Origin of the sequence: Paenibacillus sp. PsM32, from assembly GCF_030433815.1 — a bacterium.
Lineage (GTDB): Bacteria > Bacillota > Bacilli > Paenibacillales > Paenibacillaceae > Saccharibacillus > Saccharibacillus kyungheensis.
This window is the reverse complement of the sequence record NZ_JARUWY010000008.1, coordinates 155565-181458: the sequence shown is the minus strand read 5'-3', so window position 1 is coordinate 181458 and position 25894 is coordinate 155565. Positions and strand designations below refer to the sequence as shown.

Below are 25894 nucleotides of genomic sequence, written 5' to 3'. Positions count from 1 at the left end.
AATACGATGCTTATTTCGAACGATCATTTGTCTATTCGTTCTCTTACCATTGAAGATAAAAATAACCTTGCAAAATGGATGTCTGACCCTACAGTTTTGCAATATTATCAAGGTCGAGATGAACCTCTCGATGTGGACAAAGTAACTGAAATCTTTTACGATCCAGATACTGAAGACATTCAATGTATTATCGAATATGATAGTGTAGCGATAGGTTATATTCAATATTACCTATTGGATCAAGAGAGCAGAAATGTATACGGATATCATGACTCTAGTGAAGTGATCTATGGGATGGATCAGTTTATCGGCGAACCAGACTATTGGAATCGGGGTATTGGTACTCTACTCATCCAGACAATGATCACCTTCCTCACACAGCAAAAACAAGCCCACCGCATCGCAATGGACCCTCAGACATGGAATACGAGAGCACTCCATTGTTATAAAAAATGTGGATTCCAAAAAGTAAAATTATTACCCAACCATGAATGGCATGAAGGTGAATATCGGGATTGTTGGTTAATAGAGTACAAAAAGTAGTAAAAGCTTATAATGAGGTTAGATAGAATTGAAAAATATGCAATTGTACGTTATGATTTGGCTGATATACATATGTAGGACATATTTATTTTAGAGGATATGCAAAGTCAATAACTGTACAGCACCTGACTTAATTGCAAGCCATCTTTGATCCCCTGCTCATACATCGTCGATTCTGCTAATCCTTGAATAAGCGTCACTACTTCTTCGTATTGGGTGAACAGAATTTGGATATCTGACGGAAGCTGATCATAGATAGTGGCAAATAGTTCTGTGCATTCAGTGGTGAGGGCTTGATACTCAGGCGAAGGCGAAATAGCATCCTCACTCACTTGATCCATACGTGTGGATATGAACTGATTGAAGGCTTCTTTGATTTGGGCTTTTCTATGTAGTAGTTGGGTCATTTAAAGTCCTCATCTCTAATTTAATAATTACCAAACTTTAAAAGTACTACTTTATTAGTACTATATTTATTTAAATATACTACTTTTCGAGTACTACGTCAATAAGTCATTAAAATAATTTAATAGTGTTACTTTAAGTGAAAGGCGGCTACGATTCAATGGAACAAATTCGATTTAAACTAAATGAAACTTTGAAAATTATTGGGGCTACTCGAAATAAATTATCTGTAGAATCTAAAATACGTTCTGCTACTATTTTAGACTTAGCAAGTGGTAATACTCGCACAATCAAATTAGAAACACTAATCAGTATACTGAATGCAATTAACGAAATTGCTATCAATAATGGAGTAAATCGTACATTTGGTATTGAAGATATTATAGAATATATTCCTGTGGACCAAGAGAAAAAAGACCAATAAATTTTGGTCTTTTCTTAATTTCAGGATTTATTATTTATATTTAGAAAAGATTGTAAAGGCGCTTCATGTAAAAAATATTTCTGTGCCAACTCAATTTATCAACAAAATGGTTAATTATATCTTAACTTTTATAAAGATCTCATCTTACTTTTTAAATTTTCTTTATACTCTTTTTTCTCACTAATAACAATTTCTAAAATATATTTATGTTCAATTATTTTACGTAATCTTCGAAAGTATACTATTATTATTACTGCCAAAAACGTAAGTGTTAATGTAGCCAAAATATACGAAAAAAATAATCCTAATTCTTCACGAGCTGAAAAAAATTGTTGATAAAGAAAAACAAATATTCCAATTAGTAAAACCATCAAAGGATGTTTATATACAGCCTCACTTGCTTCTAATCTAGCTTTTTCTAGCTCTAAATCACTAACTTTCTCTTTAAAATATCTCAACTTTTGTTTTCTTCTACTTTCTAATGTTTTCAATTCTTGAAATTTCATTTGGGAATTTTCTCCTTATAATATTCTTTAGAAAACTTAAAATTAGTACATATGGAAATAATAGTTAATAAAATGCCACTCACTATAGAAAAAATCTCTATCAATAAGTGGCATTAATTAACATACAATTTAGCAAATAAATTTTCTACTCTGTTAATTCGGAACCTTATGCTCAATTCTCAACTTATCTGCTACCATCGCAATAAACTCACTGTTAGTAGGTTTGCTTTTACTAATATTAATCGTATAGCCGAACAAATGACTGATACTATCAATATTCCCTCTTGTCCAAGCCACTTCGATGGCGTGGCGGATGGCACGTTCTACGCGGGAAGGGGTTGTTTTGAACTTGTCTGCGATTGCAGGATATAAGGTCTTAGTGATCGATCCTAGAATCTCGATATTGTTGTAGACCATCGTGATTGCTTCACGTAAGTATTGGTAGCCTTTGATATGTGCAGGAACGCCGATCTCGTGGATGATTGCTGTAATATTCGCATCCAGATTTTTGCCTCTTGTTACAGGCGGTAGACCGTTATTCACTTTGTTGCCCATGCTATTGCTGCTATTACCTGGTTGCATATTGCCACCGCTATTAGTAATCGGAGATCCTACCAATTGGCGCACACGACTTACCAGTACTTCCATATCGAAAGGCTTGAGGATGTAGTAAGACGCACCCAGTTGTACTGCACGTTGTGTAATATTTTCTTGACCAAATGCAGTCAGCATAATAATCTTCGGTGCTGGAGATAGATTCATATCCCGCAAGCGTTCCAATACACCCAATCCATCGAGGTGTGGCATAATGATATCCAGGATCAACACATCTGGAAGATCTGGTAATTGATCGATCATCTGCAATACTTCTTCCCCATTAAATGCGATACCTGCTACTTCCATATCTTCTTGATTGGAAATATATTCAGCAAGCATATTGGTAAATTCACGATTATCGTCCGCTAATAATACTTTGATATCTGACACGGTATAATTCCTCCTTATGAGTTTTCTTTAACTATGATATAGCGGTTCGTTGGACTTGCATCATTAGACTGTTTGGGAATGATTGAAGACTATATTTGAACTTTAATCACAGTGATCACAAAGTCTTTACAGAAATTTGACTGTTTTGGACTCTTTAGTATAGTTTTCGACATCAACAAGGGTATTCCTGCTGTCGAATGTAAAAAAGCGGATTATTTTTCCATATTTGCTAACTTGGTTGATGAACAGACCTTATCTATATGTATAACACAAAAGGAAGAGCTTTAAGCTCTTCCTTTTGACTTGAGCATCACTTATGCATTTGCTTAGTGTACTGCATACGTAGAGCTATCTTTACGCGCTTCAGCAAGCTTCAACATTTCATGAGCATGATGATTCGTTTTCTCGGTAATCTCTACTCCACCTAGCATACGAGCAAGTTCACCGACACGTCCATCTTCATGAAGCGAAGTTACACGAGTCGCTGTGCGATCTCCAATAATATGCTTTTCGATCAGGTATTGATGATCTGCCATACAAGCTACTTGCGGTAAGTGAGTAATCGAGAATACCTGACAATCAGCAGATAATTTGAACAATTTCTCTGCGATCGACTGAGCTGCCCGACCACTCACCCCTGTATCCACTTCATCGAATACCAGTACAGGGACTTGATCATGACGAGCAAAGATACTTTTCAGTGCAAGCATAATACGTGACAACTCACCACCGGAAGCAATTTTACCTAGTGGACGTAAAGGTTCACCCGGGTTAGGAGAGATCAGGAATTCTGCATTATCGATCCCTTGACGGGTAACGCGAATTGTTCGTCCATTCCACTCTGCCCCATTAGGATCATCAATATAATCCATATTGACACGTAGTGAAGTACGTTCCATTTGCAAATGTTTAAGCTCTGCTTCGACTTGATTAGCCAGTTCATCTGCTGCTTTACGGCGAATCTTACTTAATTTCTCACCGGTCTGAAGCAACTTATCACGTAACCGATCACGACGTTCTGTCATTTCAGCCAGACGTTCGTCTTTATTTTCAAGTAGATCGGTCTCATGTTGAATTTTCTCATAGTACGTTAGAATTTCTTCTACATTGTCTCCGTACTTACGACGCAGACCAGAGATTTGATTCAGACGAGTCTCTACTTCTTCCAGACGACCTGGATTAAATTCAATATTTTCGCGATAACTACGCAATTGATAAGCAGCATCTTCCAACTGATAAAAAGCCGATTGTAACTGCTCTAGAATTGGGTCTAATGCTTTGGAATCGTAACGAGCTACATCTTCTAGCTGTGAAATAGCGACCGTTACAGAACCCATACCGCCGTCTCCATTGATCGAATGATATCCACCTACGATGGCTTCCATCATTTTCTCACTATGAGATAGACGTAGACGTTCTTCTTGTAATAATTCATCTTCACCGATCTCTAGCCCTGCTGAAGAAATCTCTTCAAGCTGGAAACGGTATAGATCTAGCATTTGATATGTTTTCTGACTGGTTTCTTGTAGATCGCGTAATTCACGTTCTACTTTGGCATAGTCTGCATATTGTTGTTGATATTGAATTTTCACTGGATTGATATCAGCAAATCCGAATGTATCTAGCAAGCTCAGATGACGTTCTGGCTTCATCAAAGATTGGTGCTCATGCTGTCCATGAATATTGACCAGTTGCTCACCGATCTCACGCAACATCGTCAGATTCACTAACTGTCCATTAATACGCGCAGTACTCTTACCACTCGCTGTCACTTCACGGCGAATGACTAGATGTTCTTCTGCGGTTCCCTGAATGCCAAGCCGTGACATCGTATCCCATACCGGGTGATCTCCACGTAGCTCGAATAACGCTTCCATCTCAGCTTTATCATTTCCGTAACGTACCAATTCCGCTGAACCTCGACTACCTGCAATCAGACCTAATGCATCAATAATAATTGATTTACCTGCACCTGTCTCACCGCTCAGTACATGGAATCCTTTATGAAAATAAACGTCGATTTCTTCAACAACAGCCAGGTTTTTAATGCTCAGCATAACTAGCATGAGCCTCACTCCTCTTCGTATAAAAGACTATAGAGCAACGCTTTTAGACCGAGATGGATCAAGCTCATGCTGTTAGGCTGACCGCTTGTGTGCCGAGCCGAACATTAACGTATCCATTACAACGAGATTGATGATTACGAGATAAAGCTCATAATTTGATCAATCACCTGTTGGCTGTCTTCCGGTTGACGGCAAATAATCAGTAGCGTATCGTCTCCTGAAATAGTTCCCATAATCTGAGGCCATTCCATATTGTCGATAAGCGCTGCGATTGAATTCGCTGTACCTGGTAAGAACTTCATAACCACCAGATTAGTTGTAAAATCTACTTGCAAGAAATTGTCCACCAATGCACGCTTTAACTTCTGCACCGGGTTATAACGTTGATCCGTTGGTAATGAATATTTATACCTTCCGTCATCCGTTGGAATTTTGATTAGTAATAGTTCTTTAATATCCCGTGATACGGTTGCTTGTGTTACTTGAAAGCCTGCATTACGCAATGCTTCGACTAAATCGTCTTGAGTTTCGATATCTTGATGGGTGATAATCTCCCGTATTTTAATATGTCGTTGTCCCTTCATAAAGACCTCCGTTTGTGATGTGCTCTCTATAGTCTTAACCTTCCGCTATCTCTATCTGTGTGTATTTATGCACCATACACAGAACATGCTCACATCTTTATTCGTGAACATATACGTATATTCCTTTTTGTGAATGGAAAATACTGTAGATATGAGGATCATTGATCATTAGCCGAACAGATTATCCTATTGTAACATCCAGAACGAGAAGGTCCAAGCTTCAGCGATCTTGATTGAGTCGATTCGCTGTGAAGCATATAGGCTACACTGATAGTGCTAAGCGCTATAGTCGGAACGTTCGTTCTCATTATATAGGAATACCTGTTCGTAAATCAATAGTCTTTTGGAATTAGTTTTTTCTTCCAGTTGAATCAATACATACGAACAAAAAAACCTGAGCTCAGTAACATACACCGAACATCAGGTCTTTGTTGTGTTTGAATCCATATCGATCTTTATTATTTTTACTTTTTAGCAGAACCCCCGCGAAACGTATGAGCCGCTTCAAGTGCGGTCTGCGAAGCAAGTGCAGGAATATCAATAACATCTAGTTGCTCGGCAGTATCGTCTCCTTCACCGGAAGGCAGATACCAGTGAGCTAGAAATTCAATATTCCCTTCTCCCCCGGTAATCGGTGAAAAAGTAACACCTTTCAATACGTATCCGATTTCTCTGGCAAAAGTAAGCACATGTAGCAATACTTCTTCATGAATCTTCGGATCACGTACAACGCCTGTTTTGCCCACTTTGTCACGACCGGCTTCAAATTGAGGCTTAATCAGTGCTGCAATATCAGCAGGACGATCTAGCAAATCTTTGAGCGGTGGTAACATCAATCGTAACGAGATAAAGGATACATCGATACTTGCAAAATTAGGACGTGGCCCTTCCAGTTGATCCGGTGTCATATAACGGAAGTTCGTCCGCTCCATTACCTGTACTTGTGGATGATTCCGAAGTGACCAATCAAGCTGATTGTAACCAACATCAATCGCATATACATATTCGGCTCCATGTTGTAATGCACAGTCGGTAAATCCTCCTGTTGAAGAACCAATATCAAGCATCGTTCGTCCTGTCATCGGGATTTCAAAATGTTTAAGTGCTTTCTCTAGCTTCAATCCGCCACGACTTACATAGGGATGAACAGAACCTTTGACATTAAGATCTGTATCCCGAGCGATCTTCATACCGGGCTTCTCCAGACGTTCTGTTCCTGCATAGACTAATCCAGCCATAATGGCTGCTTTGGCTTTCTCACGACTCTCGTAGTAGCCTTGTTCGACGAGTAAGACGTCAATTCGTTCTTTATCACTTGCCATGATTGGATATCTCCTAGCTTGCAAAATGAGATAACAACATGAAACGAAGCGGACAAAATACTCTCCGCTTCGCTTCTGTTGATCTTATGGTGTATTTATAAAAAGATTAGACTGAGTTTTTGTGAAATGTAATCGCTTCGCCTGGCGCAAGCGCTTTGAGAGCAGTAGCGATATTTTCAGTAGTTAATCCTGCTTCACGTTGTTGGTCTTTGATACTGCCATGTTCGATAAATTCATCCGGTACACCCATGATGCCTACAGCAACATCGTGTAATCCTTTTGAAGCATAGAACTCAAGCACAGCACTACCCATACTACCTGCTTGGGAAGCTTCTTCGACAACAAGCATACGTGTACCTTTTGCAGCTAGATCAAGCAATAATTGCTCATCTAACGGCTTCATAAAGCGCGCATTCACTACCGACACGTTCATACCGTCACGTTTCAGTTCATCGGCTACTTCCAATCCAAGCTGAACCATCGGCCCAGAACCTAGAATCGCGTAACCTTCCCCTTCACGTACCGTTTCCCATTGTCCGATAGGAATAGCTGTTAACACTTGATCCAAAGGAACACCTAAGCCGTTAATACGTGGATAACGGTAAGCGATAGGGCCTTCATTGTAATCAAGAGCTGTTTTCATCATATGACGAAGTTCATTCTCATCCTTCGGCATCATAATGACCATATTCGGGATATGACGCATAAATGCGATATCATATACCCCTTGGTGAGTCTCTCCATCTGCACCGACAAAGCCAGCACGATCAATTGCAAACATTACATTTGCATTATGACGGCAAATATCATGCACAATCTGATCATACGCACGTTGCATAAATGTAGAATATACCGCATAGACAGGTTTCATGCCTTCCATTGCAAGTGCCGCACACATCGTAGCTGCATGTTGCTCTGCGATCCCTACATCAATCATACGATCAGGGAAACGCGCTGCAAATGGGAACAATCCTGAACCACCCGGCATTGCCGGTGTCACTGCTACAATACGCTCATCTTGCTCTGCAAGTTCGATCAATGTCTGACCGAATACTTCAGTATACATCGGATGACCGCCTGCTGCTTTGAGTACTTGACCGGATTCAATTTTGTATGGTGTAATTCCATGCCATTTGTAAGAATCGGCTTCTGCTGGTAGATATCCTTTACCTTTGATCGTTACTACATGGATCATTACAGGGCCTTCTACATTATCCGCTTGTTGCAACGTTTCCAACAATTTAGGAATATCATGACCATCGACAGGTCCTAGATAAGTGAATCCTAATTCTTCAAATAGTACACCCGATACCATAGCATATTTCAGCGTATCTTTAAGCTTTTCAGCCGTTTTGGCAATTTTATCACCGATTGCTGGAATCTTTTTGATCAATGATTCCATTTCATCTTTAGCACGCAAATAATTTTTATCCGAGCGAATTTTGCCTAGATATTTGTGCATTGCGCCTACATTTGGAGCAATCGACATTTCGTTATCATTTAAAATAACTGTCAATTTACGTTGCTCATGACCGATATGGTTCAATGCTTCAAATGCCATACCGCCTGTTAACGCACCGTCACCGATAATCGCGATAACTTTGTTATCTTCTTTTTTGAAATCACGTGCAAGTGCCATACCCATAGCGGCAGATAAAGAAGTACTGCTATGTCCGGCTTCCCATACGTCATGTTCACTTTCATTCCGTTTGACAAATCCGCACAATCCTTTATATTTACGCAATGTATCAAAACGATCCATCCGTCCTGTCAATACTTTATGCACATACGCTTGATGTCCAACATCAAAAATCATTTTGTCTTTTGGACTATCGTACAAATAATGAAGTGCCAGGGTGAGCTCCACTACACCCAGATTAGAAGCAAGGTGCCCGCCAGTTGCTGACAATTTTTCGATCAGAAATTGACGAATCTCACCTGCTAAATCGGCTAATTGCTCTGTTGTTAGATCTTTAAGATCACTTGGTTGATGAATCTGTGGAAGCAGCACACCATTTCCCCGCTTTCCTTGTTGAATGCTTATCTACATCCAATTGGTTTTAAAATTATAATGTTTACCTTGCCTAACTTTTCATCTATCTTTTATATTATTATTCACTATATCACAACATTCCATTTTTTTCGAAAATGCCTAAATGGATGTATCTGAATAATGAATGTCTATCCTATATACGTATAGACGAACAAAAATGATCATACCTTGCGATTAATGATCTCTTTTCATCAAATAATCTGCAATTTCGGCTAGTCGTTGTGAATCTGCTAGATTAGCTTCTGCTAATGCTTGCTTCGCACTTTCCGTTAAGCGTTCTACCTCAGCTTGAGAAGCTTCGAGTCCTATAAAGTAAGGATACGTTACTTTTTGAGCTTTAATATCGCTTTGTGTCTTTTTACCCAGTAATGCCTCGTCTCCAATCACATCCAGAATATCATCCTGAATTTGAAACGCTAGACCAAGGTCAGAACCGAAGCGTCGCAAGGCATCTAGCTGTTCTTCAGTTGCACCCGCTGTACGTGCGCCAGCAGTCAAAGAGAACATAAATAGATCGGCTGTTTTGTGCAAATGAATATATTCCAGTTGAGCAATTTCGGTCATGCCTTGCTCGCCTTCCATATCAGCCACCTGACCGCCTACCATCCCGCGCGGTCCTGCATATTCAGACATATCGCTAATAATCGCTAATACTGCTTCAGCAGGCACACCGGCTTTGGCTGCTTCGGTTACGGTGTAAAATGCTTGCGTTAACAGCGCATCACCCGCTAAAATCGCCATCGCTTCTCCGTATACTTTATGATTCGTCAATTTACCACGACGATAATCGTCATTATCCATTGCTGGTAGATCATCATGAACAAGTGAATACGTATGCACCATTTCTACAGCACAAGCTACAGGAAGAGCTGCTTGACGGCTTCCGCCCAAAGCTTCGGCAGCTGCAATCACGAATAATGGACGCAGTCTTTTGCCACCTGCCATTAATGAATATTGCATCGATTCTTGTAGATTGACCGGTACACTCCACTCAATCGGTAAAACGAATTTCAGTTGATCGCCCACATAAGTAGCAATCTCTTGCATATATGTTTGTAGATCCGGACGATTAGTCAATACTGCCACCGCTTTCTGATGTATCAAACGTCTTTTTACGCAGTTCGCCATCTTCCTCTACGATCATTTCGATTTTGCGTTCTACTTGCTCTAATTTCGAACCGCAGACTTGAGATAATTTCATTCCTTGTTGAAAAAGGTCGATTGCTTTTTCCAATGGAACATCTCCATTTTCCAGTTCGGAGACGATTTCTTCCAGACGATCCATTGCTTCTTCGAAGTTTAACTCTTTTTCTTTTTCAGCTTTTGCCATCGGTTGCCGCCTCCTTGATCTCTGTCACCTGACAATTCAATTGTCCATCTTCTACATTGACGATAATAGCATCGCCTTGTTGCACCTGCTGTACAGATTTGACCAATTGTTCTTGTTCGTCATACACCAGACTGTACCCTCTAGCCATCACTTTAAGCGGACTAAGCGCATCCAATTGCTTCATACCGAAGCCTAACTTTTGTTGCTTTTGCCGTAAAATACTGCTCATACGAAGTTCCAGTTGTTGACGTGCTACGTCTGTACGACGACGAGCATAAATCAATTGTTCTTGCGGATTATGACGAGCTAAGCGCTGGTTGAATCGTCCCAGACGATCACGCTGAATATGAGCACGACGCTGTAGACTGCTACTTAACCGTCTTTCTAACATATCTAATCTCGTCATATGTTGAACCAGATGACGTTGCGGATGTAACAATACAGGTGCACGACGTAGACGTTCTAGTCGTTCACGTTGACGCTGAGATAGACGTAACAGCCCTTGCTTGAGTTGTCTACGCCGTTGTTCTACTTGAGCGCGTAGTTCATTGATATTCGGTACAGCTAGCTCTGCCGCCGCTGTAGGCGTTGCAGCACGAAGATCGGCTACAAAGTCAGCAATCGTAAAGTCAGTCTCATGACCGACTGCAGAAATAATAGGAATCGTTGAAGAAGCGATAGCACGTGCCACGATTTCTTCATTGAACGCCCATAATTCTTCCAGTGATCCACCACCACGACCGACAATCAATACATCTGCTTCTTGCATACGATTGAAATTTTGGATCGCTTTGACGACAGAAGCTCCTGCCCCTTTTCCTTGCACCAGTACAGGGTAGACTTCAATCTTAACGATCGGATATCGTCTACGAATCGTTGTTAAAATATCTCGCACTGCTGCTCCTGTACCGGAAGTAATCACACCGATCACTTTGGGATACAGAGGTAATGGACGCTTACGTGTAGAATCAAAAAGCCCTTCATGCTCCAACTTCTGCTTGAGCTGTTCATAGGCAAGATATAGACTTCCTATGCCATCCGGTTGCATTTGCGTCACATAAAATTGATACTGTCCGTCCCTTTCAAATACAGAGATATTGCCTTTTGCCATCACTCTAGCGCCTTCTTTAGGTATAAAAGGAAGACGCTGATTGTGAGAAGCAAACATAATCGTTTTGATACGACTGCTTTCATCTTTTAACGTAAAATACATATGTCCACTGGAATGATGGGTGAAATTCGAAATTTCACCGCGTAACCACACCTCGGACAACAATGGATCGGATTCCATTTTCATCCGAATATATTTGTTTATTTCTTTGATTGAATAGACTTTTTGCTGCTGCATACCATCAGCCGCCTTCCTTACTTCAAGCCGTGAGCACGTTTCGCAGCGACCAGAGTGTTCTGCATTAACATCGTAATCGTCATTGGGCCTACACCGCCGGGTACAGGAGTAATCGGACCGGATACTTGCTTCGCACTTTCAAAATCAACATCGCCTGCAAGCTTACCGTTATCCAGACGATTCACCCCTACATCAATAACGACAGCACCGGGCTTAATATAACTAGCATCAACAAAGTTAGCTTTTCCGATCGCTACCACCAGAATGTCTGCTTGTTTAGCTAATTCTTTCATATTGCTTGTCCGGGAGTGACACATCGTTACTGTTGCATTTTCACGTTGTAATAACAGAGATACTGGTTTACCTACAATATTACTGCGTCCAATGACTACAGCATGTTTACCCGAAATCTCAACGCCTGCACGCTTGATTAATTCAATTACGCCCGCAGGTGTACAAGGCAATAGGCTATCGTCACCAATAACCAGATTTCCTACGCTGATCGGGTGAAAACCATCGACATCTTTTTCTGGAGAAATCGCATTGATGATTGCTTTTTCTTCAATCTGCTCTGGCAATGGAAGCTGTACTAAAATGCCGTTAATATTTTCTTGCTTATTCAATCGATCGACCATCGCTAACAATTCTTCTTGCGAAGTTGTAGATGGTAGACGGTGTACTTCAGAGTAATAGCCAAGATCATGACAAGCTTTTTCTTTATGGCGCACATATACTTGTGAAGCAGGGTCTTCCCCTACCAGTACAACAGCGAGCCCTGGTTGGAAACCTGTTGTTTTCAATTGTTCCATTTCTTGACGGATACCTTCACGAATGTCTTCTGCTATTTGTTTACCATTGATAATTGTTGCTGTCATGATAATCGCTCCTTTACCTGTTCGGAAAATTAAGTTTTATCGTTCAACTGCTTGACGTTTATCGTTGATGTCTGATGATCTTTTACTCTAAAAAATGATTATTCTGCTTCTGTGCGTGCTTCTTTTAATTTATCCAGATCTTGAATCATTTTACCCAGTACACCGTTAACGAATTTACCGGATTCTTCTGTACCAAAATGCTTGGACAATTCGATCGCTTCATTGACAGCGACTTTGGCAGGTACATCATTATGGAATACCATTTCATAGACGGCTTGACGCAAAATCTGGCTGTCTACACGAGATAGACGGCTGATCTGCCAGCCTTTCAAATACTCTTCCAATAGGTGATCGATCGCTTCTTTGTTCGTAAATGTACCGTTTACGATATCAAGTACATATGCTTTTAATTTGGCTTCATCACGAATTTCAACTTCAGATTCGTTTTCTTGTGCTGCTTCTTCCAGCAACATTTCGATCGCTTCTTCTGCTTTTACATCGTTCATTTCCATTTGGTACAGACTTTGTACAACGATCTCACGTGCTAATCTTCTTTTCATTCTTGGGTTCCTCCCGGTATGGATAAGCAGCTACATCTACATTCAGCCTACTATCCTGTGTACCTTATTATTTTCAATTCATTTATTGTACTCACGACAACCTATTCGCATCTATCGATCTTTCAAGTTCATATCTTCTAGCATACCAAAAAACCTGTCGTACATCATGCCCGGCTGTATAATTTATGATCCAATACGTAGTCCGGGAATGAGGTATGACAGGTTCATTTAAACGGGCGCCAGCGATCCGATATCCACGCATTCACCCGTTCCCAGGGAATGACAGAGCCTAATCGCATATCTTTATGCTTGCCGACGCTATAGCCTATGAACACTAACAGTGCAAAGAACAACATATCCCAAAAACCAACTACCACATATAATACTCCGAACAAAAGACCTGCGGCTACACCTGTTATCCGTCCTCCGTGAGTTTCCCAGATCGCTTTCCATATCATAAGGAGAACTCCCTTCTACTCCACTCTGCTTTTGAATGCAGGAGATTGAACGATATTCGCTATAAACACCGATACCGAGGATACCGGAATACCTGTAATTTCTTCGACTTGATCATGAACCGATTTTTGCATATTTTCCGTCAGTTCTGGAATAGAACTTTCTCCGTCTACGATCGCTCTAATCATAATTTCAAGACCCGATTCGATCACCCGCACACGTGTTTTGACATCACGTACACCACGCGAACGCTCTGCTACTTTGAGGCACATATTTTCTACCGTTTCCAGTGAAATCTGAATATCCCCAAATTCTGTACGTTGATGCACCGAATGATGATGTCCACGCTCTGAACGCACAGATAGATAGAAAAAGCGGATACTTAGCAAAAATAAGATTACAGCTACAATCACAATCGTAATATACAGATTTTGTTCGTTACGATCATTCAATTCTACAGGCACTTTGCCACTTAGTAAAAGGATTGCAAGCACAGACAAGATTCCAATGCTCAGACTGTAAATAAATAAAAGCAGTCTGTCTATAATTTTAGCCAAGAGTGTGCAGCCCCTTTACATTATAGTAAACATAGTAAACCCCTGACTGTTACGTCGGGGGTTTATGATTGCTTTTCGTACTTATTTGACCCGCTGTGAAAATTCTACTTCTTCGCTTCTGCTCTTCTCTGTCGTCTCTAAATGCACATCATGAATCTGTACATTTACTTCAACTACAGTTAGACCAGTCATCGTTTCAATAGAACGTTTGACATTACGCTGAATCTCAGCTGCCACTTCAGGTAGACGATGTCCATAATGAACAATCACAGAGACATCTACAGCTGCTTCACGTTGTCCTACTTCTACTTTTACACCACGGGAAAGATTTTTGCGACCGAGCAATTCAGCAATACCACCGGCAAAGCCGCCACTCATGCCTGCTACACCTTTTACTTCAATTGTCGCTAGACCTGCGATCACTTCAATGACCTCGGGAGCAATCTGAATCTCACCTATATCTGTCCGCTCAAATTCAGTCGGTAACGTACTCATATTTATCTATACACCTCCTGCTAAGTAAACTAAATATAACATGTGAATGATTCATTGACAAACAAACTTAAACTTCGTTTTCCTCAAGGAACTTGATGTCAAAATCGCCACGTACAAATGTCTCATGATTCAATAGACGCATATGGAAAGGAATTGTAGTATAAATACCTTCAATCGCAAATTCATCTAAAGCACGTTTCATTTTGGCAATAGCTTGCTCACGAGTTGGAGCCCAGACAATCAACTTCGCGATCATGGAATCATAGTAAGGACTGATCGTATATCCTGGATATGCGCCACTATCTACACGTACACCCGGACCACCTGGTGGTAAATAGAAATCAATCTTACCTGGACTTGGCATAAAGTTACGTTCAGGATCTTCGGCATTGATACGACATTCCATAGACCATCCGTTGATCACTACTTCATCTTGACGGAAAGAAAGTGGATTACCTTCTGCTACAGAAATCATTTCCTGAATCAAATCTATTCCCGTTACCATTTCAGTAACTGGATGTTCAACTTGAATACGAGTATTCATTTCCATAAAGTAAAATTGTCCATCTTCTCCAAGCAAGAATTCCAGTGTACCTGCACCTGAATAATTAACAGCAACAGCAGCACGTACAGCAGCCGCTCCCATTTCTTCGCGCAATTCAGGAGATAGTACAGGACAAGGTGCTTCTTCAACCAATTTTTGACGACGACGTTGTACCGAGCAATCACGTTCACCTAAATGAACCGCATTACCATGTTTGTCTGCAATAATCTGCACTTCCACATGCTTCATCGACGTTAAATATTTTTCTAAATAAACGCCACCATTACCAAACGCTTTTTGCGCTTCTTGTTGAGCAGCTGTGATTTGTTTGATTAGTGATTCTTCGTCTTCTGCAAGGCGAATCCCTTTACCTCCACCACCTGCGGTAGCTTTGATAATGACAGGGTAACCAATCTCACGTGCGATCACGATCGCTTCGTCCATATCTTCTACGATTCCGTCAGAACCCGGAATAACCGGTACGCCTGCGGCAATCATTGTACGCTTCGCTTCAGACTTATCACCCATACGTGTAATCGCATCTGGTGATGGTCCGATAAACGTAATATTGCAAGATTCACAGATCTCTGCGAAATCTGCATTTTCAGCTAAGAAACCATAACCCGGGTGAACAGCATCACATTCAGTCAATGTCGCAACACTCATTAAGTTGGTTAAGTTTAGATAGCTATCTTTGGATAAAGTCGGCCCGATGCAGTATGCTTCATCAGCCAACCGTACGTGCAATGATTCGCGATCTGCTTCAGAATAGACAGCTACAGTAGCTATGCCTAATTCGCGACAAGCACGGATAATACGAACCGCAATTTCTCCACGATTCGCTATCAGTATTTTATGAAATTTCATTTTACGTTTCCTCCTCCGGGATTTGGCAAAAGCAATGTCTTGCTTATTCCGGTTTTACTAAGAATAATGGCTGTCCGTATTCAACAAGCTGTCCGTTTTCTGCCAAAATCTCTACGATTGTTCCTTTAGTCTCTGCTTCAAGCTCATTCATCAGCTTCATCGCTTCGATAATACATACAGTCGATTTATCGTTGACTTGATCACCCGTGCTTACAAAAGGAGCCGCTTCTGGTGAAGAAGAACGATAGAACGTTCCAACCATAGGCGATACAATGGTATGTAAAGAAGGGTCTACTTCCGGAGTAGTCGGTGCTGCCGCTGGGGTAGCAGATGTTGGTGCTGTTACAGGCGCTTGCACCGCTTGAGGTGTAGCTACTGGTGCACTTGCCGCTTGTTGTACATACACAGTCTCAGCTTTGCTTGGCTTACGAATCACTAAACGTGATCCTTCATTTTCGATTTCTACTTCTTGTACAGATGTCTCGTCTACCAATTGAATCAATTCTTTAATTTCATTTAAGTTAAACATCTATTTTTCACTCCTTTAGCTTCATTGCCCGTTGTACACGGAAAGTTACACATAACGCTATGTATTATAGCACATTCATTAAAAAGGCGTGAACATCTTTGTTCACGCCTTTTTAATAAAGAATCCATCTACCAATTATCTGGTAGACAACTCCTTATTGATTTTCAATTTTGCGATTGGAAGATTAACCAATGCTCTACTCTTCATCTTGCGGAATTATTCGACCGATGCGGACAAGCAGACCACTAGGATCACTCACTGCAAATTCATATACTCCCCAGGGCTTTACGCAAGGTGTTCCTTTTTCGATAATCAAATCACTTACCTGTGCAGCTATCTCATCTACATTTTCCACATACAAATATAAACCGAAAGGATTGTCTTCGACCGTTTTGGGCCAATCTGGTACATAATTCAAATGCAGATGCCAACCGCGTCTATCAGACAGAATACGGTAATGACCATAATCATGGAGTACATCAAATCCTAATCGTCTATAGAAAGCTTCACTCTTATCAAGGTCTTGGCTCGCTATAATTGGAACGGAATAATGATTCATACAGCTTCCTCCCTTATAAACAGCATTGCATCCAGGTTAGCCTTGCATCGGAATAATCTCTTTCAAATTTTATAAATGTTATGCTTTATTATGCAGTTGTATCGCAATACAATTGATTTAACGACGGTCTTGAGGGCCGCCTACAAATGCTTGTTCTTCGGTATCCAGACCATATGCTGTATGAAGTGCAGCCACTACATCTTGCAAGCGACTTGCTTCGATTACGCAGGATACTTTGATCTCAGATGTACTTACCATCTTAATACTAACTCCCTGTGCAGAGATGGCAGCAAACATTTGCGCAGCTACACCCGGATGACTGACCATACCTGCACCCACGATCGATACTTTGACTAGATCAATTTCAGAAGTGACTTCACTGAAAGGAAGTTCGCTACGCAAGCTTTCCATAACTGCAAGTGCACGTTCACGATCTGCTAGACTTACTGTATAGGAAAAGTCTGCTTTGCCATCTAACACACCGCTCTGTACGATAAGGTCAACGTCTATTTTGGCAGTTGCGAGTTCTCCAAACATTTTCGCAAGTACTCCCGGTAGATCAGCAACGCCACGGATTGTAAGACGTGCTACATTTTTGTCATAAGCAATGCCGTTAACGACTGCTCCCTGTTCCATAGTTGTCTCCTCCTTCACAACGGTTCCTTCATTATAGTTAAAGCTAGAGCGCACAACGAGGCGTACATTGTTATGCTTGGCATATTCTACAGCACGTGGATGAAGTACCGCTGCCCCTAAATTCGCCAGTTCTAGCATTTCGTCATAAGATATCTCTTGTAGTTTGCGAGCACATTTCACAATACGTGGATCAGTGGAATAAATACCATCAACATCGGTGTAAATTTCACAAGTATCGGCATTAATAGCTGCTGCAAGTGCAACTGCTGTTGTATCTGATCCTCCGCGTCCAAATGTTGTAATCTCGCCTTCTGCTGTAATTCCCTGAAATCCCGCTACGATCACGATTTTACCTGCTCCGATCGCTTTAAGTACACGTTCAGGCTGAATATTACGTATGCGTGCCTTGCCATGTTCCGCTTCTGTCTCAAAACCTGCTTGCCAACCGGTAAACGATACGGCTTCTCTACCTAGATGCTGAATCGCCATCGATAACATCGCCATCGAGATCTGTTCACCTGTCGTCATCAACATATCCATTTCACGAGCAGGCGGATTCGGATTGAGCAGACGTGCCTGATCAATCAAATCATCTGTAGTATCTCCCATTGCCGAAACAACGACTACACAGTCGTGTCCTTCATCTTGCTTCTCAATAATGCGCTTTGCTACACGTTGCATGCGCTCGGTATCCCCGACGGAACTACCGCCGAATTTCATGACATACAAAGCCAAGACTTCTTCACTCCCTACTTGATACGGGTATATTATCTCTACAATATTTTACCCGGATTGAACAGCGTATTTAGGCGTTTCATACATAATAATGCATGAACATGCTTAGTCTTTAACAGTATAATACGAGAACGCGTTAAGTACTACCCGTAAATTAAGATAAATCAATTGATAATAACTTCAATAACTGAATCATTCAAAAAAATTATTAATTTATTATTTTTAACTTCCATTACAATTTCTTGTTCAACTAAATATTTCTGTTGTTGAATTTCAAAGAAATCCATTGGTGCATTTATATATAATTTTAGCTTACAAATGAATAATTCTTCTGTATCTATATGCAGTTCGATTTCTTTAATATCATTATTTTTTCTGTTAATGTTAATATCCACCAAACTATATATCGTTTGTTGATTGTGTATACGACTTGTTGAATTTGAGCCTAAAAGTCCTAAAAATCTTTTATAGTTTGGATGACCGCACAAGAAAATTTCAACAATTTCAATGATTAATTTTTCTAAAGAAATTTGATCAAATTGGTTTCTCATTTTGAGCCAAGGATCTTCCCAAGATTCTTGTGTAAACCATAAATGTATTTCTTGATCATCTATTTCTGCATCCAAAATTCCAGGAGTACTAGGTTTAGTATAAAGAAATTGATTTTTTGTTTTTCATACCTCATTTTCACTAAAAGTAAGCTTGCAATGTACTTTTTCTGATTTAAATACAGTAGCTTCTTTGATAAAAATACGTTCAAAACCTAAATCCTCAAATACGCGTTTGATCTCTCTCTTCGTCCATTTCATTTTGTATCACCTGCGGCATTAGTTTAGCACTCATATCTCTTCACGCCTATACTATTTGTCTATAAAGAAATCTCTGTCAATCAGGATAATACTAGAAAAATTCGACGCAACGAGATAGATTTTGATGCCAACTCCAGTATGGTAACAGAATTGACATCAGCAATAAAATCGAAACTATCCTATTTGTTCATCCAGTTCTGATAGTAAAAATTCCATTTCATTAAATATAAAACATTACTCACTCAACTATCTAAATTACCCATCAAAGTAAAACCATTCAATTGAGCATAACGATTAATACTTTTTATTAAATCATTTTTATAAATAGATAAACTGTAAGGTATCTCTCTGTGATTATCAGGGAATATATTCTCTGCATATATAAAAAAATTGTATTGATCCATTTTTTTTATTATATAATAATTAGCTTCAAATTCACCATTTCTAATATGAAAAGAATCAATAAATGAATATATCTCTTCATATAGTTCTTGGGAAGATATTTCATCCTCTAAAAAACGTTCCATTACATCAATCATCTTTCCACTCCTCTGCTTTTTATCTTACAGGATAAGCGCTCAACATTCCGCCATCTTCAGAAATAACAATTTTTATTCTTTCCTGCCCTTTTGTTCCTACCACTTTACCTGCATCAATTATTATTTCGTAAGATTGTTTACCTTGACTTGTCAGACCATTGTCTTTTACTTGATCAATGACACCTCTACGCATCGCTTTTCTCAAAGTTTCTTCTGCTTCTCTTTTTGTAGTTTCAATGAACTTACCACCATTTCCAGAATTGGAAAGGTGTTTTGGTTTAACATAAGCATTTGCAAGATCAAAATTTTTGAAGGCCAGAGTTCCATTTTTTACAGTCATAGCATCTTTGACTTGTTGTGAGACTTGTTTAGAGAAAGATGAGTTAGAAATTTTTGCTCTGGAACTAGGGCTAATATTCACTCTCTTAGCTGCAGACAAAGAAGTATTCGATTTTATAGTAGGTTTGTCCGCACCCCATGTCATCCATTTTGGAACACTAGCTCTTCCGCCACCACTAACTGCTCCTCCATCTGCACGATGATGATTACCTGTAGGATCTGTATAAATCAACGGATTATTAATAACATATGTGAATACATTTAATGTGAGAAGATCGTATATATCTCCTTCATAGGTATCCTCATTCAAGAACCTTCCCATGCTTGGATCATAATACCGAGCATTCAGATAATACAATCCACTCTCGTTATCCTGATACTCTCCTGCATATTTGAATGGATTCCACGTCTTCTCTTTTTCAGCTACAGTATTTCCAAATTCGTCATAGTCATACGTGTTCACTTGTGTACCATAACCATCCAGTAAACCAATAACATCCCCATGTCCATTGTACAAGTAATAATGAGGAGTTGAATACTGACTATTATATAAATTAGATTTGCTAAATTTCAGTAATACTCGATCTCCTCGAATATATTCGTTGAATTTCTGATCCATGGCTTCAAAAACAACTTTTCCTTCATCGTTACTTACATAATGATGTTTTTTGGTGTTTATTCTTCCTTGATTATCTTTCTCGCTTACATTTTTTTCATACCGTATTCCACTCGGAAGATAATGAAATGTTGTAGATGTGGTTCCTTCCTTATACTGATCCAATTGATCTAAAGCATTATAGCCATAATTAATTTCAGATAATTTTTCTTCTTGATTATTTTCTAGTGTTAAGCGATTACCACGCAAATCATATGTGTATCGCGAAAGCAAAATATTACCTGAATATACTTCAATCAATCTATTTAATTTATCATATTCATATCTTTTTTCAGTTGTATCTTGTCCCTTACGACGTTCTATACTTTTAACAATATTGCCATTACTATCATAATCGTAAAGAGAGGCTGAGAGTTCATCCTTATCCAAATTGTTCGTCATAGCTGTTAATTGATTTAGCGTATTATACGTATAATTTGCTTTTAGTATTTTACCTGTTACGAGTGGTCTATGAGTAATAGATTCCAACATTCCTTGTGGTCGGTACGCATATGTCACCTTGTAATCATTGTTCTTTCCTGTACTTACTTCTATTAATTGTTCATGATTATCATATTTGTTGTTCTGTTGTAGAGCAGACGTAAAGCCATTCTCACCACCGCCATAAAACAATGTTCTTGATCCTTGTCTTCCCCATACATCATAAGAAAATTTAGAGACACTAAAGTAATCATTATTAGTGTTAAAATCTTGGCGTTGGGTGACTCTCTGAGATGTATCTATTGTTGTAATTTGACGTATCTGTGAAGCACCACTCATCTCCAAACTAGATTCGCTTGTTAAAATATTATCTTTACCAAAAGTATGATAATAATTAACTGTTTGTTTTTTAGGAGAACTCATTATTTTTTGGTATGTTTTTATTTGATTCTGTTCATCATACGTATACTTTGTACTCGCACCATTTCGATCTTTAGTTGATTGTAATCTACCTAAATGATCATACTGATTTTGAGTACTTTCATTTTCTGGATCTGTTTTGCTTAACAATAACGAAGATTCATTATAATCTTTATTATAGATGGTTTGTGTTGGAGTCCCTTTAGTATCATTTAAACTCACATGAATTAACTGATCATTTCCATCATAACGATAAGTTGCTGTTTGATTAAGAGCATCTTTCAAACTGGTTAAACGATTTAAACGATCATAAGTAAATCTTTGTGTAACTCCCTCATTATTCTGATTTTTTTTAGGATCAGTATAACTTATTACATTACCTGTAATATCATACGTATATGATTCTTGTATTACTTCGTTCTTTACTTGTACATTTTTAAAAGTTTTGGTTGTTAATAAATTCCCCCACTGATCATAATTCTGCTCTACTACATTTAATTTATCTCTATTGGCATCCATAAAAGATAGTGTTTCTTTATATTGAGAAGGCTCAGTTTCCACTGATGTAATATTCCCTTTGGTGTCTATTGTTTCTTTAAGCTCTCCCCATACATCGTAAGCGAGTTTATTTTGTAAAATAGAAGGGTACGCTTCCTCATATACTGTTCCATTTTTGTTATACCAATATACAAATTTTTTAGTTTGAATAGGTTGCTGTTGATCATTGTAATCATAATTCTGGACATCTAAAAATCCAATATTATCAGGGAATCCTTTTCTAAAATCCACCGCAGATTGAGAAATAGGTTGTCCCCATCCATTATATATTTCAATAATAGGCGAAAATGCAGATTGTACTCCATTAGATTGCTGAGTATACTCTGTTTCTGTATTTATCTGAGTAGCTGCAATAGGAGACTGTTGTAAATCCATTTTTGCATATACTTGATGATAGGTCATTTTAGTTTCTTGACTATACTTTTCGCCATCATTATTTGTAATCGCCGGATATTTAGTTGAAATTAGACGATCCCATATATCGTACGTATTTGATGTTTCTTTTCCTTCGGTATCTTTCTCTGTTAAAATTTGTCCTGTTTTTAATCGATATGTCCAACTTTTTTGAGTTTGCTTGGTTTCTCCATTAGTACTTGATTTGAAATATTCTGTTATTTTAGAAGGATACGTGTATGACGTTTCGCTTCCATAATCTATTATTATTTTACTTTTCAAACCTTCTCTGATCGGATGTTCTTCTATTATTCTACTAATAATTTTTTCTTGACCTGGCACCATTTCATAAGTATATGTTGTGGTCTGATCGTTAGCATCTGTTGTTGATTGCAATCTTCCTTGGGAATTATAATAATATTTTTCTATTAAAGGTTGATTTTCTTGTTGATAAGAGGTCTTGGTTGCTAATAAATTATAATTAGGTTCATAGCTATATGTGGTTGAATGAGTTCTTTTGAAATTAACATCATTTAATTGATTTTCTGTTAAAGGTAATGTCGTCTGAGTAATATTACCAAGCCCGTCATACATATTTTCAACGAATAGTTTATGGCTACCTACACTGTCTTGAGTAGTTGTCGATATTTTTAAGGGACTAAATTTAAAATCAGGATGATATGATAATATATTTTCTATTTTTCGTTCTCCATTGCTAGCTATATGCTCAGTTGAAATTTTAGCTCCTTTACCATTAAAAGTAGTAATAGTTTTATTCCCATTTCTAGCTGTACTACTTTGGCTTGTAGCTGTAGATCCATATCGGTAACTCTCAGGTAATTGTTCAGGATGTCTAACATCAGGATAACCTGTATATTCACCTAAATAGGTATAATTAATATGATTTAAAAGTTGAGTATGTTTACTTTCATCTTGTTTTTTATATTCATCTGATCGAGTGGTTACTGTAAAATCGTCGGTCATTCCATTATGACCTAAATTTCGAATCACTTGATTATTGTATTCATAATAGCTATACGATTTGGGGTATTCAATTTCTGTCAATAAATTATAAACATTAACCCCCATATTTGGATGGTAATTTTTTTCGCCATAATTAAAACGCGCCGTTTTAGAATTGTAGTTAAACCTTATTTCTTCCAAAACATCATATTCTCCAGAAGAAGAATTAAGTCGTGCAGTTGCTATTTCGCTTAACATTGGCGCAAACCCTACAGTTTGTTCTTTATAATTTAAATATGGAGAATCAGTCCTTATGACTAATTCAACTCTTGTTTCTTCTCCTTGAGTTATTGAATAGACTATAGTTGTAGTTTTAGCTCCATTATAAAAATATTGGAAATACAATTTTCTACCTAATGAATCAGTAATATAAGAAATTAATTTAGCATTACCATCATAAGTATATTTTTCACTATGCTCAAAGATGATTTTATTATCAAATCGATCGACGATTCCAATCAGTAATCCATCTGCTGCAAAATACTCACGTTTTTTATCGGCATATTCTAAATAATAAGCAGAAGATACTTGTCCGTTATTGAATGTCCCATTATTGTCTTGCATAAATTTCATTGTCTTGCCTGAATAATTCTTTAAATGAGTGGTTGTTTCTAAACCTTTGGTTGCTTTGAAATCAATTTGATATACAGCTCCATGCCCATCATGATAGTAACTATAACCTGAATCATGTTGCACAGAAGGAAATTGAAATGACCACCCTAATCCAATATTATAACGAGAAAGATTATAATTGTCCGTTTTCCACAAAATGTTTCCTGCATCACTTGGATAAGTAATAATTGGCTCTCCACCATCTCCTGGATAATGTGCCACAGGGAATTTACCTTTTGCTGTTAAAAAGGCATACGCTTGATTCGACTGATACATTAAACTCAAATCTAAATCTAAACCATCTCTTCCAGAATAATTTAATATATTTGATTTCCATGTTAACGCACCTGTTGCAGGGTCTATAATTTCGTTTGTTCCTTCACGATCAGAATACTGTTCTTTGGCAGTTTGATTCACTTGCTGTAGCATTACTAATCCACGGAGTACATTATCTACTTGCCCATTTAAAGATTGAGTTGCTGTCATTGAACGCATACTTCGTAATGAGCTAGAAAGTCCGTTTCCAGAATATGTATCAGTAGATACTGTTGTATTTTCAAATTCATGATCTATTGGTACATAAACATCTTCTGTAACTGAAGATGCTCCTTTTAAACCTTGTTGATCAGCCTGCTTACTTAGCAACCATTCTTCCCAAGTTAAGCCACTTTCTTGTTTCATTATCCATACATTCAATGGATCGATAGCATTTAACTGCATTAGTTTATGTATTTGGTATACATCCCATTCTGTAGCACCATGCAAGATGAGATCTTCTACTTGTTGATTAGTCAATGCTGAATCTGGAATTTCTGGAATCTCTATTTTTGAGAAACCATCCATATTATTTTCTTCCTCTGTTATCATTTTTGTTGATACACCAAAAGAGCGCATCAGAGAAGAATCAGTTGATAGATTATCTTTATACACATTATCTATTACTTGATCTAGATTAATAGCTTTTAGAGGTTCTATTTTAGTTGGCTTAAAATCTTCTGGAATACGAGTTACATCTGGTGGCGAGATATTATGAATAGAAGGAAAGGCTATTTGAGAAGAAGGATTAGATGCTGCAAGCAGAGATGTATTACTCCCAATTCTAAAAGAATTACTAAAAATACTTAATAAAATCAAACTAATTAATAGTTTTTTTAAAATTATCTGCATTATTTATTTTCCCCTTTGAATATCTTTGATTTTATTTTCTTTCTTTAATTTTTATTTAGAAAATATCTGTCATTTTATAGGTTTAATAGCTCTTTTTAATAAGTTTCCGTTTTTATCATAACTAAATACAATTTGATAATTAGATACTGTTATTGATAATAGACGACCACTGGAATCATACTTATAACTTTTATTGTTTGCCGCTTCTACAGAAGGAGAAAATGTAATCAAGGATGAAATTATAACTATGCAAGCTGTTGTTATACGAATACTTCCAAAAATTGATGTATCCTCTTTGTTTATTAATTTTCGTTTACATTCCATTTTTTTCAATTTTAAACTTCCTTCCTAATTATGTTATGAATTTACAAGAATATTTTTATTCTTAATAATATGTATTATATTGATAATTAATAAATTATTTTGTCGTATTTTGTAATATATTTCTTTCTATTCTGTGTATATATATTGGATTTATTAATAATTTTGTATTTTTATTGAACAAAAAAAAGGATGAATAGCATCATACTATTCATCCTTCACTATTTAGACATATT

Annotated in this window: 26 protein-coding genes; 2 read left to right on the top strand and 24 right to left on the bottom strand. The window is 38.1% G+C overall.

The window, feature by feature from the left end; all coding sequences use genetic code 11:
- Positions 1–6: 6 nt before the first annotated feature.
- Positions 7–543: a GNAT family N-acetyltransferase gene (locus QCD85_RS16240; protein ID WP_301263228.1), complete on the top strand. Its 537-nt coding sequence runs from the start codon at positions 7–9 to the stop codon at positions 541–543.
- A gap of 107 nt (positions 544–650) precedes the next feature.
- Here the strand turns inward: QCD85_RS16240 and QCD85_RS16235 are convergent, their stop codons facing one another.
- Entirely contained in the window at positions 651–950 is a 300-nt protein-coding gene (locus QCD85_RS16235) for a hypothetical protein (RefSeq protein WP_273612935.1), read from the bottom strand.
- A 158-nt stretch (positions 951–1108) separates the two neighbouring features.
- Here QCD85_RS16235 and QCD85_RS16230 point away from each other — a divergent pair, with 158 nt between their 5' ends.
- On the top strand, positions 1109–1372 hold the full coding sequence (locus tag QCD85_RS16230) for an XRE family transcriptional regulator (protein WP_301263227.1): 264 nt from the start codon (positions 1109–1111) through the stop codon (positions 1370–1372).
- A gap of 128 nt (positions 1373–1500) precedes the next feature.
- Here QCD85_RS16230 and QCD85_RS16225 read toward each other — a convergent pair whose 3' ends face one another.
- The 23 genes from QCD85_RS16225 to QCD85_RS16115 form a co-directional block, all read right to left on the bottom strand.
- Positions 1501–1878: a hypothetical protein gene (locus tag QCD85_RS16225; protein WP_273612937.1), complete on the bottom strand. Its 378-nt coding sequence runs from the start codon at positions 1876–1878 to the stop codon at positions 1501–1503.
- A 153-nt stretch (positions 1879–2031) separates the two neighbouring features.
- Positions 2032–2865, bottom strand: coding sequence for a sporulation transcription factor Spo0A (gene spo0A, locus QCD85_RS16220; protein WP_204823437.1), 834 nt, complete (start codon positions 2863–2865; stop codon positions 2032–2034).
- 326 nt (positions 2866–3191) lie between these two features.
- Positions 3192–4931 carry a DNA repair protein RecN gene (gene recN, locus QCD85_RS16215; RefSeq protein ID WP_274172357.1) on the bottom strand — a complete coding sequence of 580 codons (1740 nt, stop codon included), beginning with the start codon at positions 4929–4931 and terminating at the stop codon, positions 3192–3194.
- A gap of 134 nt (positions 4932–5065) precedes the next feature.
- The gene (gene ahrC / locus QCD85_RS16210; protein ID WP_069329109.1) at positions 5066–5515 is read right to left on the bottom strand and encodes a transcriptional regulator AhrC/ArgR; all 450 of its coding nucleotides are present in this window, start codon (positions 5513–5515) and stop codon (positions 5066–5068) included.
- A 464-nt stretch (positions 5516–5979) separates the two neighbouring features.
- Positions 5980–6837, bottom strand: coding sequence for a TlyA family RNA methyltransferase (locus QCD85_RS16205; RefSeq protein ID WP_301263226.1), 858 nt, complete (start codon positions 6835–6837; stop codon positions 5980–5982).
- Positions 6838–6943: 106 nt separating this feature from the next.
- A complete protein-coding gene (dxs, locus tag QCD85_RS16200) occupies positions 6944–8848 on the bottom strand; it encodes a 1-deoxy-D-xylulose-5-phosphate synthase (protein WP_273612940.1) in 1905 nt (634 codons plus the stop codon).
- A gap of 216 nt (positions 8849–9064) precedes the next feature.
- The gene (locus QCD85_RS16195) at positions 9065–9967 is read right to left on the bottom strand and encodes a polyprenyl synthetase family protein (RefSeq protein ID WP_373461974.1); all 903 of its coding nucleotides are present in this window, start codon (positions 9965–9967) and stop codon (positions 9065–9067) included.
- Positions 9960–10220 carry an exodeoxyribonuclease VII small subunit gene (gene xseB, locus QCD85_RS16190; RefSeq protein ID WP_301263225.1) on the bottom strand — a complete coding sequence of 87 codons (261 nt, stop codon included), beginning with the start codon at positions 10218–10220 and terminating at the stop codon, positions 9960–9962. The genes QCD85_RS16195 and xseB overlap by 8 nt, the downstream gene beginning before the upstream one ends.
- Positions 10207–11568: an exodeoxyribonuclease VII large subunit gene (gene xseA, locus QCD85_RS16185; RefSeq protein ID WP_274172355.1), complete on the bottom strand. Its 1362-nt coding sequence runs from the start codon at positions 11566–11568 to the stop codon at positions 10207–10209. The genes xseB and xseA overlap by 14 nt, the downstream gene beginning before the upstream one ends.
- A 17-nt stretch (positions 11569–11585) precedes the next feature.
- On the bottom strand, positions 11586–12443 hold the full coding sequence (gene folD / locus QCD85_RS16180) for a bifunctional methylenetetrahydrofolate dehydrogenase/methenyltetrahydrofolate cyclohydrolase FolD (RefSeq protein ID WP_273612943.1): 858 nt from the start codon (positions 12441–12443) through the stop codon (positions 11586–11588).
- A 98-nt stretch (positions 12444–12541) separates the two neighbouring features.
- Positions 12542–13003: a transcription antitermination factor NusB gene (nusB, locus tag QCD85_RS16175; protein ID WP_273612944.1), complete on the bottom strand. Its 462-nt coding sequence runs from the start codon at positions 13001–13003 to the stop codon at positions 12542–12544.
- A gap of 224 nt (positions 13004–13227) precedes the next feature.
- Positions 13228–13461 carry a DUF2273 domain-containing protein gene (locus QCD85_RS16170; RefSeq protein WP_204823429.1) on the bottom strand — a complete coding sequence of 78 codons (234 nt, stop codon included), beginning with the start codon at positions 13459–13461 and terminating at the stop codon, positions 13228–13230.
- Between the two features lie 15 nt (positions 13462–13476).
- The gene (amaP, locus tag QCD85_RS16165) at positions 13477–14016 is read right to left on the bottom strand and encodes an alkaline shock response membrane anchor protein AmaP (RefSeq protein WP_273612945.1); all 540 of its coding nucleotides are present in this window, start codon (positions 14014–14016) and stop codon (positions 13477–13479) included.
- 81 nt (positions 14017–14097) lie between these two features.
- The gene (locus tag QCD85_RS16160) at positions 14098–14511 is read right to left on the bottom strand and encodes an Asp23/Gls24 family envelope stress response protein (RefSeq protein WP_204823427.1); all 414 of its coding nucleotides are present in this window, start codon (positions 14509–14511) and stop codon (positions 14098–14100) included.
- 67 nt (positions 14512–14578) lie between these two features.
- The gene (gene accC / locus QCD85_RS16155; protein ID WP_204823426.1) at positions 14579–15922 is read right to left on the bottom strand and encodes an acetyl-CoA carboxylase biotin carboxylase subunit; all 1344 of its coding nucleotides are present in this window, start codon (positions 15920–15922) and stop codon (positions 14579–14581) included.
- A gap of 43 nt (positions 15923–15965) precedes the next feature.
- Positions 15966–16451 (bottom strand): acetyl-CoA carboxylase biotin carboxyl carrier protein, encoded by a 486-nt coding sequence (accB, locus tag QCD85_RS16150; protein ID WP_273612946.1) that lies wholly within the window; start codon positions 16449–16451, stop codon positions 15966–15968.
- Positions 16452–16647: 196 nt separating this feature from the next.
- The gene (locus QCD85_RS16145; RefSeq protein ID WP_273612947.1) at positions 16648–17010 is read right to left on the bottom strand and encodes a VOC family protein; all 363 of its coding nucleotides are present in this window, start codon (positions 17008–17010) and stop codon (positions 16648–16650) included.
- Between the two features lie 117 nt (positions 17011–17127).
- Entirely contained in the window at positions 17128–18381 is a 1254-nt protein-coding gene (locus tag QCD85_RS16140; protein WP_273612948.1) for an aspartate kinase, read from the bottom strand.
- A gap of 164 nt (positions 18382–18545) precedes the next feature.
- Complete coding sequence (locus QCD85_RS16135) at positions 18546–19007, bottom strand: hypothetical protein (RefSeq protein ID WP_301263224.1); 462 nt, start codon at positions 19005–19007, stop codon at positions 18546–18548.
- A gap of 48 nt (positions 19008–19055) precedes the next feature.
- Positions 19056–19190 carry a hypothetical protein gene (locus QCD85_RS16130; protein WP_301263223.1) on the bottom strand — a complete coding sequence of 45 codons (135 nt, stop codon included), beginning with the start codon at positions 19188–19190 and terminating at the stop codon, positions 19056–19058.
- Between the two features lie 242 nt (positions 19191–19432).
- A complete protein-coding gene (locus QCD85_RS16125; protein WP_301263222.1) occupies positions 19433–19729 on the bottom strand; it encodes a hypothetical protein in 297 nt (98 codons plus the stop codon).
- A gap of 19 nt (positions 19730–19748) precedes the next feature.
- The gene (locus QCD85_RS16120) at positions 19749–25337 is read right to left on the bottom strand and encodes an RHS repeat domain-containing protein (protein WP_301263221.1); all 5589 of its coding nucleotides are present in this window, start codon (positions 25335–25337) and stop codon (positions 19749–19751) included.
- Positions 25338–25406: 69 nt separating this feature from the next.
- Positions 25407–25670 (bottom strand): RHS repeat domain-containing protein, encoded by a 264-nt coding sequence (locus QCD85_RS16115; RefSeq protein ID WP_301263220.1) that lies wholly within the window; start codon positions 25668–25670, stop codon positions 25407–25409.
- Between the last annotated feature and the right edge of the window lie 224 nt (positions 25671–25894).

Bases quoted from the DNA above. Each gene is read 5' to 3' on its own strand.
- ahrC (WP_069329109.1), bottom strand. From the start codon at position 5,515: ATGAAGGGACAACGACATATTAAAATACGGGAGATTATCACCCATCAA.
- QCD85_RS16240 (WP_301263228.1), top strand. From the start codon at position 7: ATGCTTATTTCGAACGATCATTTGTCTATTCGTTCTCTTACCATTGAA.
- QCD85_RS16230 (WP_301263227.1), top strand. From the start codon at position 1,109: ATGGAACAAATTCGATTTAAACTAAATGAAACTTTGAAAATTATTGGG.
- QCD85_RS16235 (WP_273612935.1), bottom strand. From the start codon at position 950: ATGACCCAACTACTACATAGAAAAGCCCAAATCAAAGAAGCCTTCAAT.
- recN (WP_274172357.1), bottom strand. From the start codon at position 4,931: ATGCTAGTTATGCTGAGCATTAAAAACCTGGCTGTTGTTGAAGAAATC.
- xseB (WP_301263225.1), bottom strand. From the start codon at position 10,220: ATGGCAAAAGCTGAAAAAGAAAAAGAGTTAAACTTCGAAGAAGCAATG.
- accB (WP_273612946.1), bottom strand. From the start codon at position 16,451: ATGTTTAACTTAAATGAAATTAAAGAATTGATTCAATTGGTAGACGAG.
- QCD85_RS16160 (WP_204823427.1), bottom strand. From the start codon at position 14,511: ATGAGTACGTTACCGACTGAATTTGAGCGGACAGATATAGGTGAGATT.
- QCD85_RS16125 (WP_301263222.1), bottom strand. From the start codon at position 19,729: ATGATTGATGTAATGGAACGTTTTTTAGAGGATGAAATATCTTCCCAA.
- nusB (WP_273612944.1), bottom strand. From the start codon at position 13,003: ATGAAAAGAAGATTAGCACGTGAGATCGTTGTACAAAGTCTGTACCAA.
- QCD85_RS16145 (WP_273612947.1), bottom strand. From the start codon at position 17,010: ATGAATCATTATTCCGTTCCAATTATAGCGAGCCAAGACCTTGATAAG.
- QCD85_RS16130 (WP_301263223.1), bottom strand. From the start codon at position 19,190: ATGAAATGGACGAAGAGAGAGATCAAACGCGTATTTGAGGATTTAGGT.
- QCD85_RS16120 (WP_301263221.1), bottom strand. From the start codon at position 25,337: ATGCAGATAATTTTAAAAAAACTATTAATTAGTTTGATTTTATTAAGT.
- QCD85_RS16205 (WP_301263226.1), bottom strand. From the start codon at position 6,837: ATGGCAAGTGATAAAGAACGAATTGACGTCTTACTCGTCGAACAAGGC.
- folD (WP_273612943.1), bottom strand. From the start codon at position 12,443: ATGACAGCAACAATTATCAATGGTAAACAAATAGCAGAAGACATTCGT.
- accC (WP_204823426.1), bottom strand. From the start codon at position 15,922: ATGAAATTTCATAAAATACTGATAGCGAATCGTGGAGAAATTGCGGTT.
- QCD85_RS16225 (WP_273612937.1), bottom strand. From the start codon at position 1,878: ATGAAATTTCAAGAATTGAAAACATTAGAAAGTAGAAGAAAACAAAAG.
- xseA (WP_274172355.1), bottom strand. From the start codon at position 11,568: ATGCAGCAGCAAAAAGTCTATTCAATCAAAGAAATAAACAAATATATT.
- QCD85_RS16170 (WP_204823429.1), bottom strand. From the start codon at position 13,461: ATGATATGGAAAGCGATCTGGGAAACTCACGGAGGACGGATAACAGGT.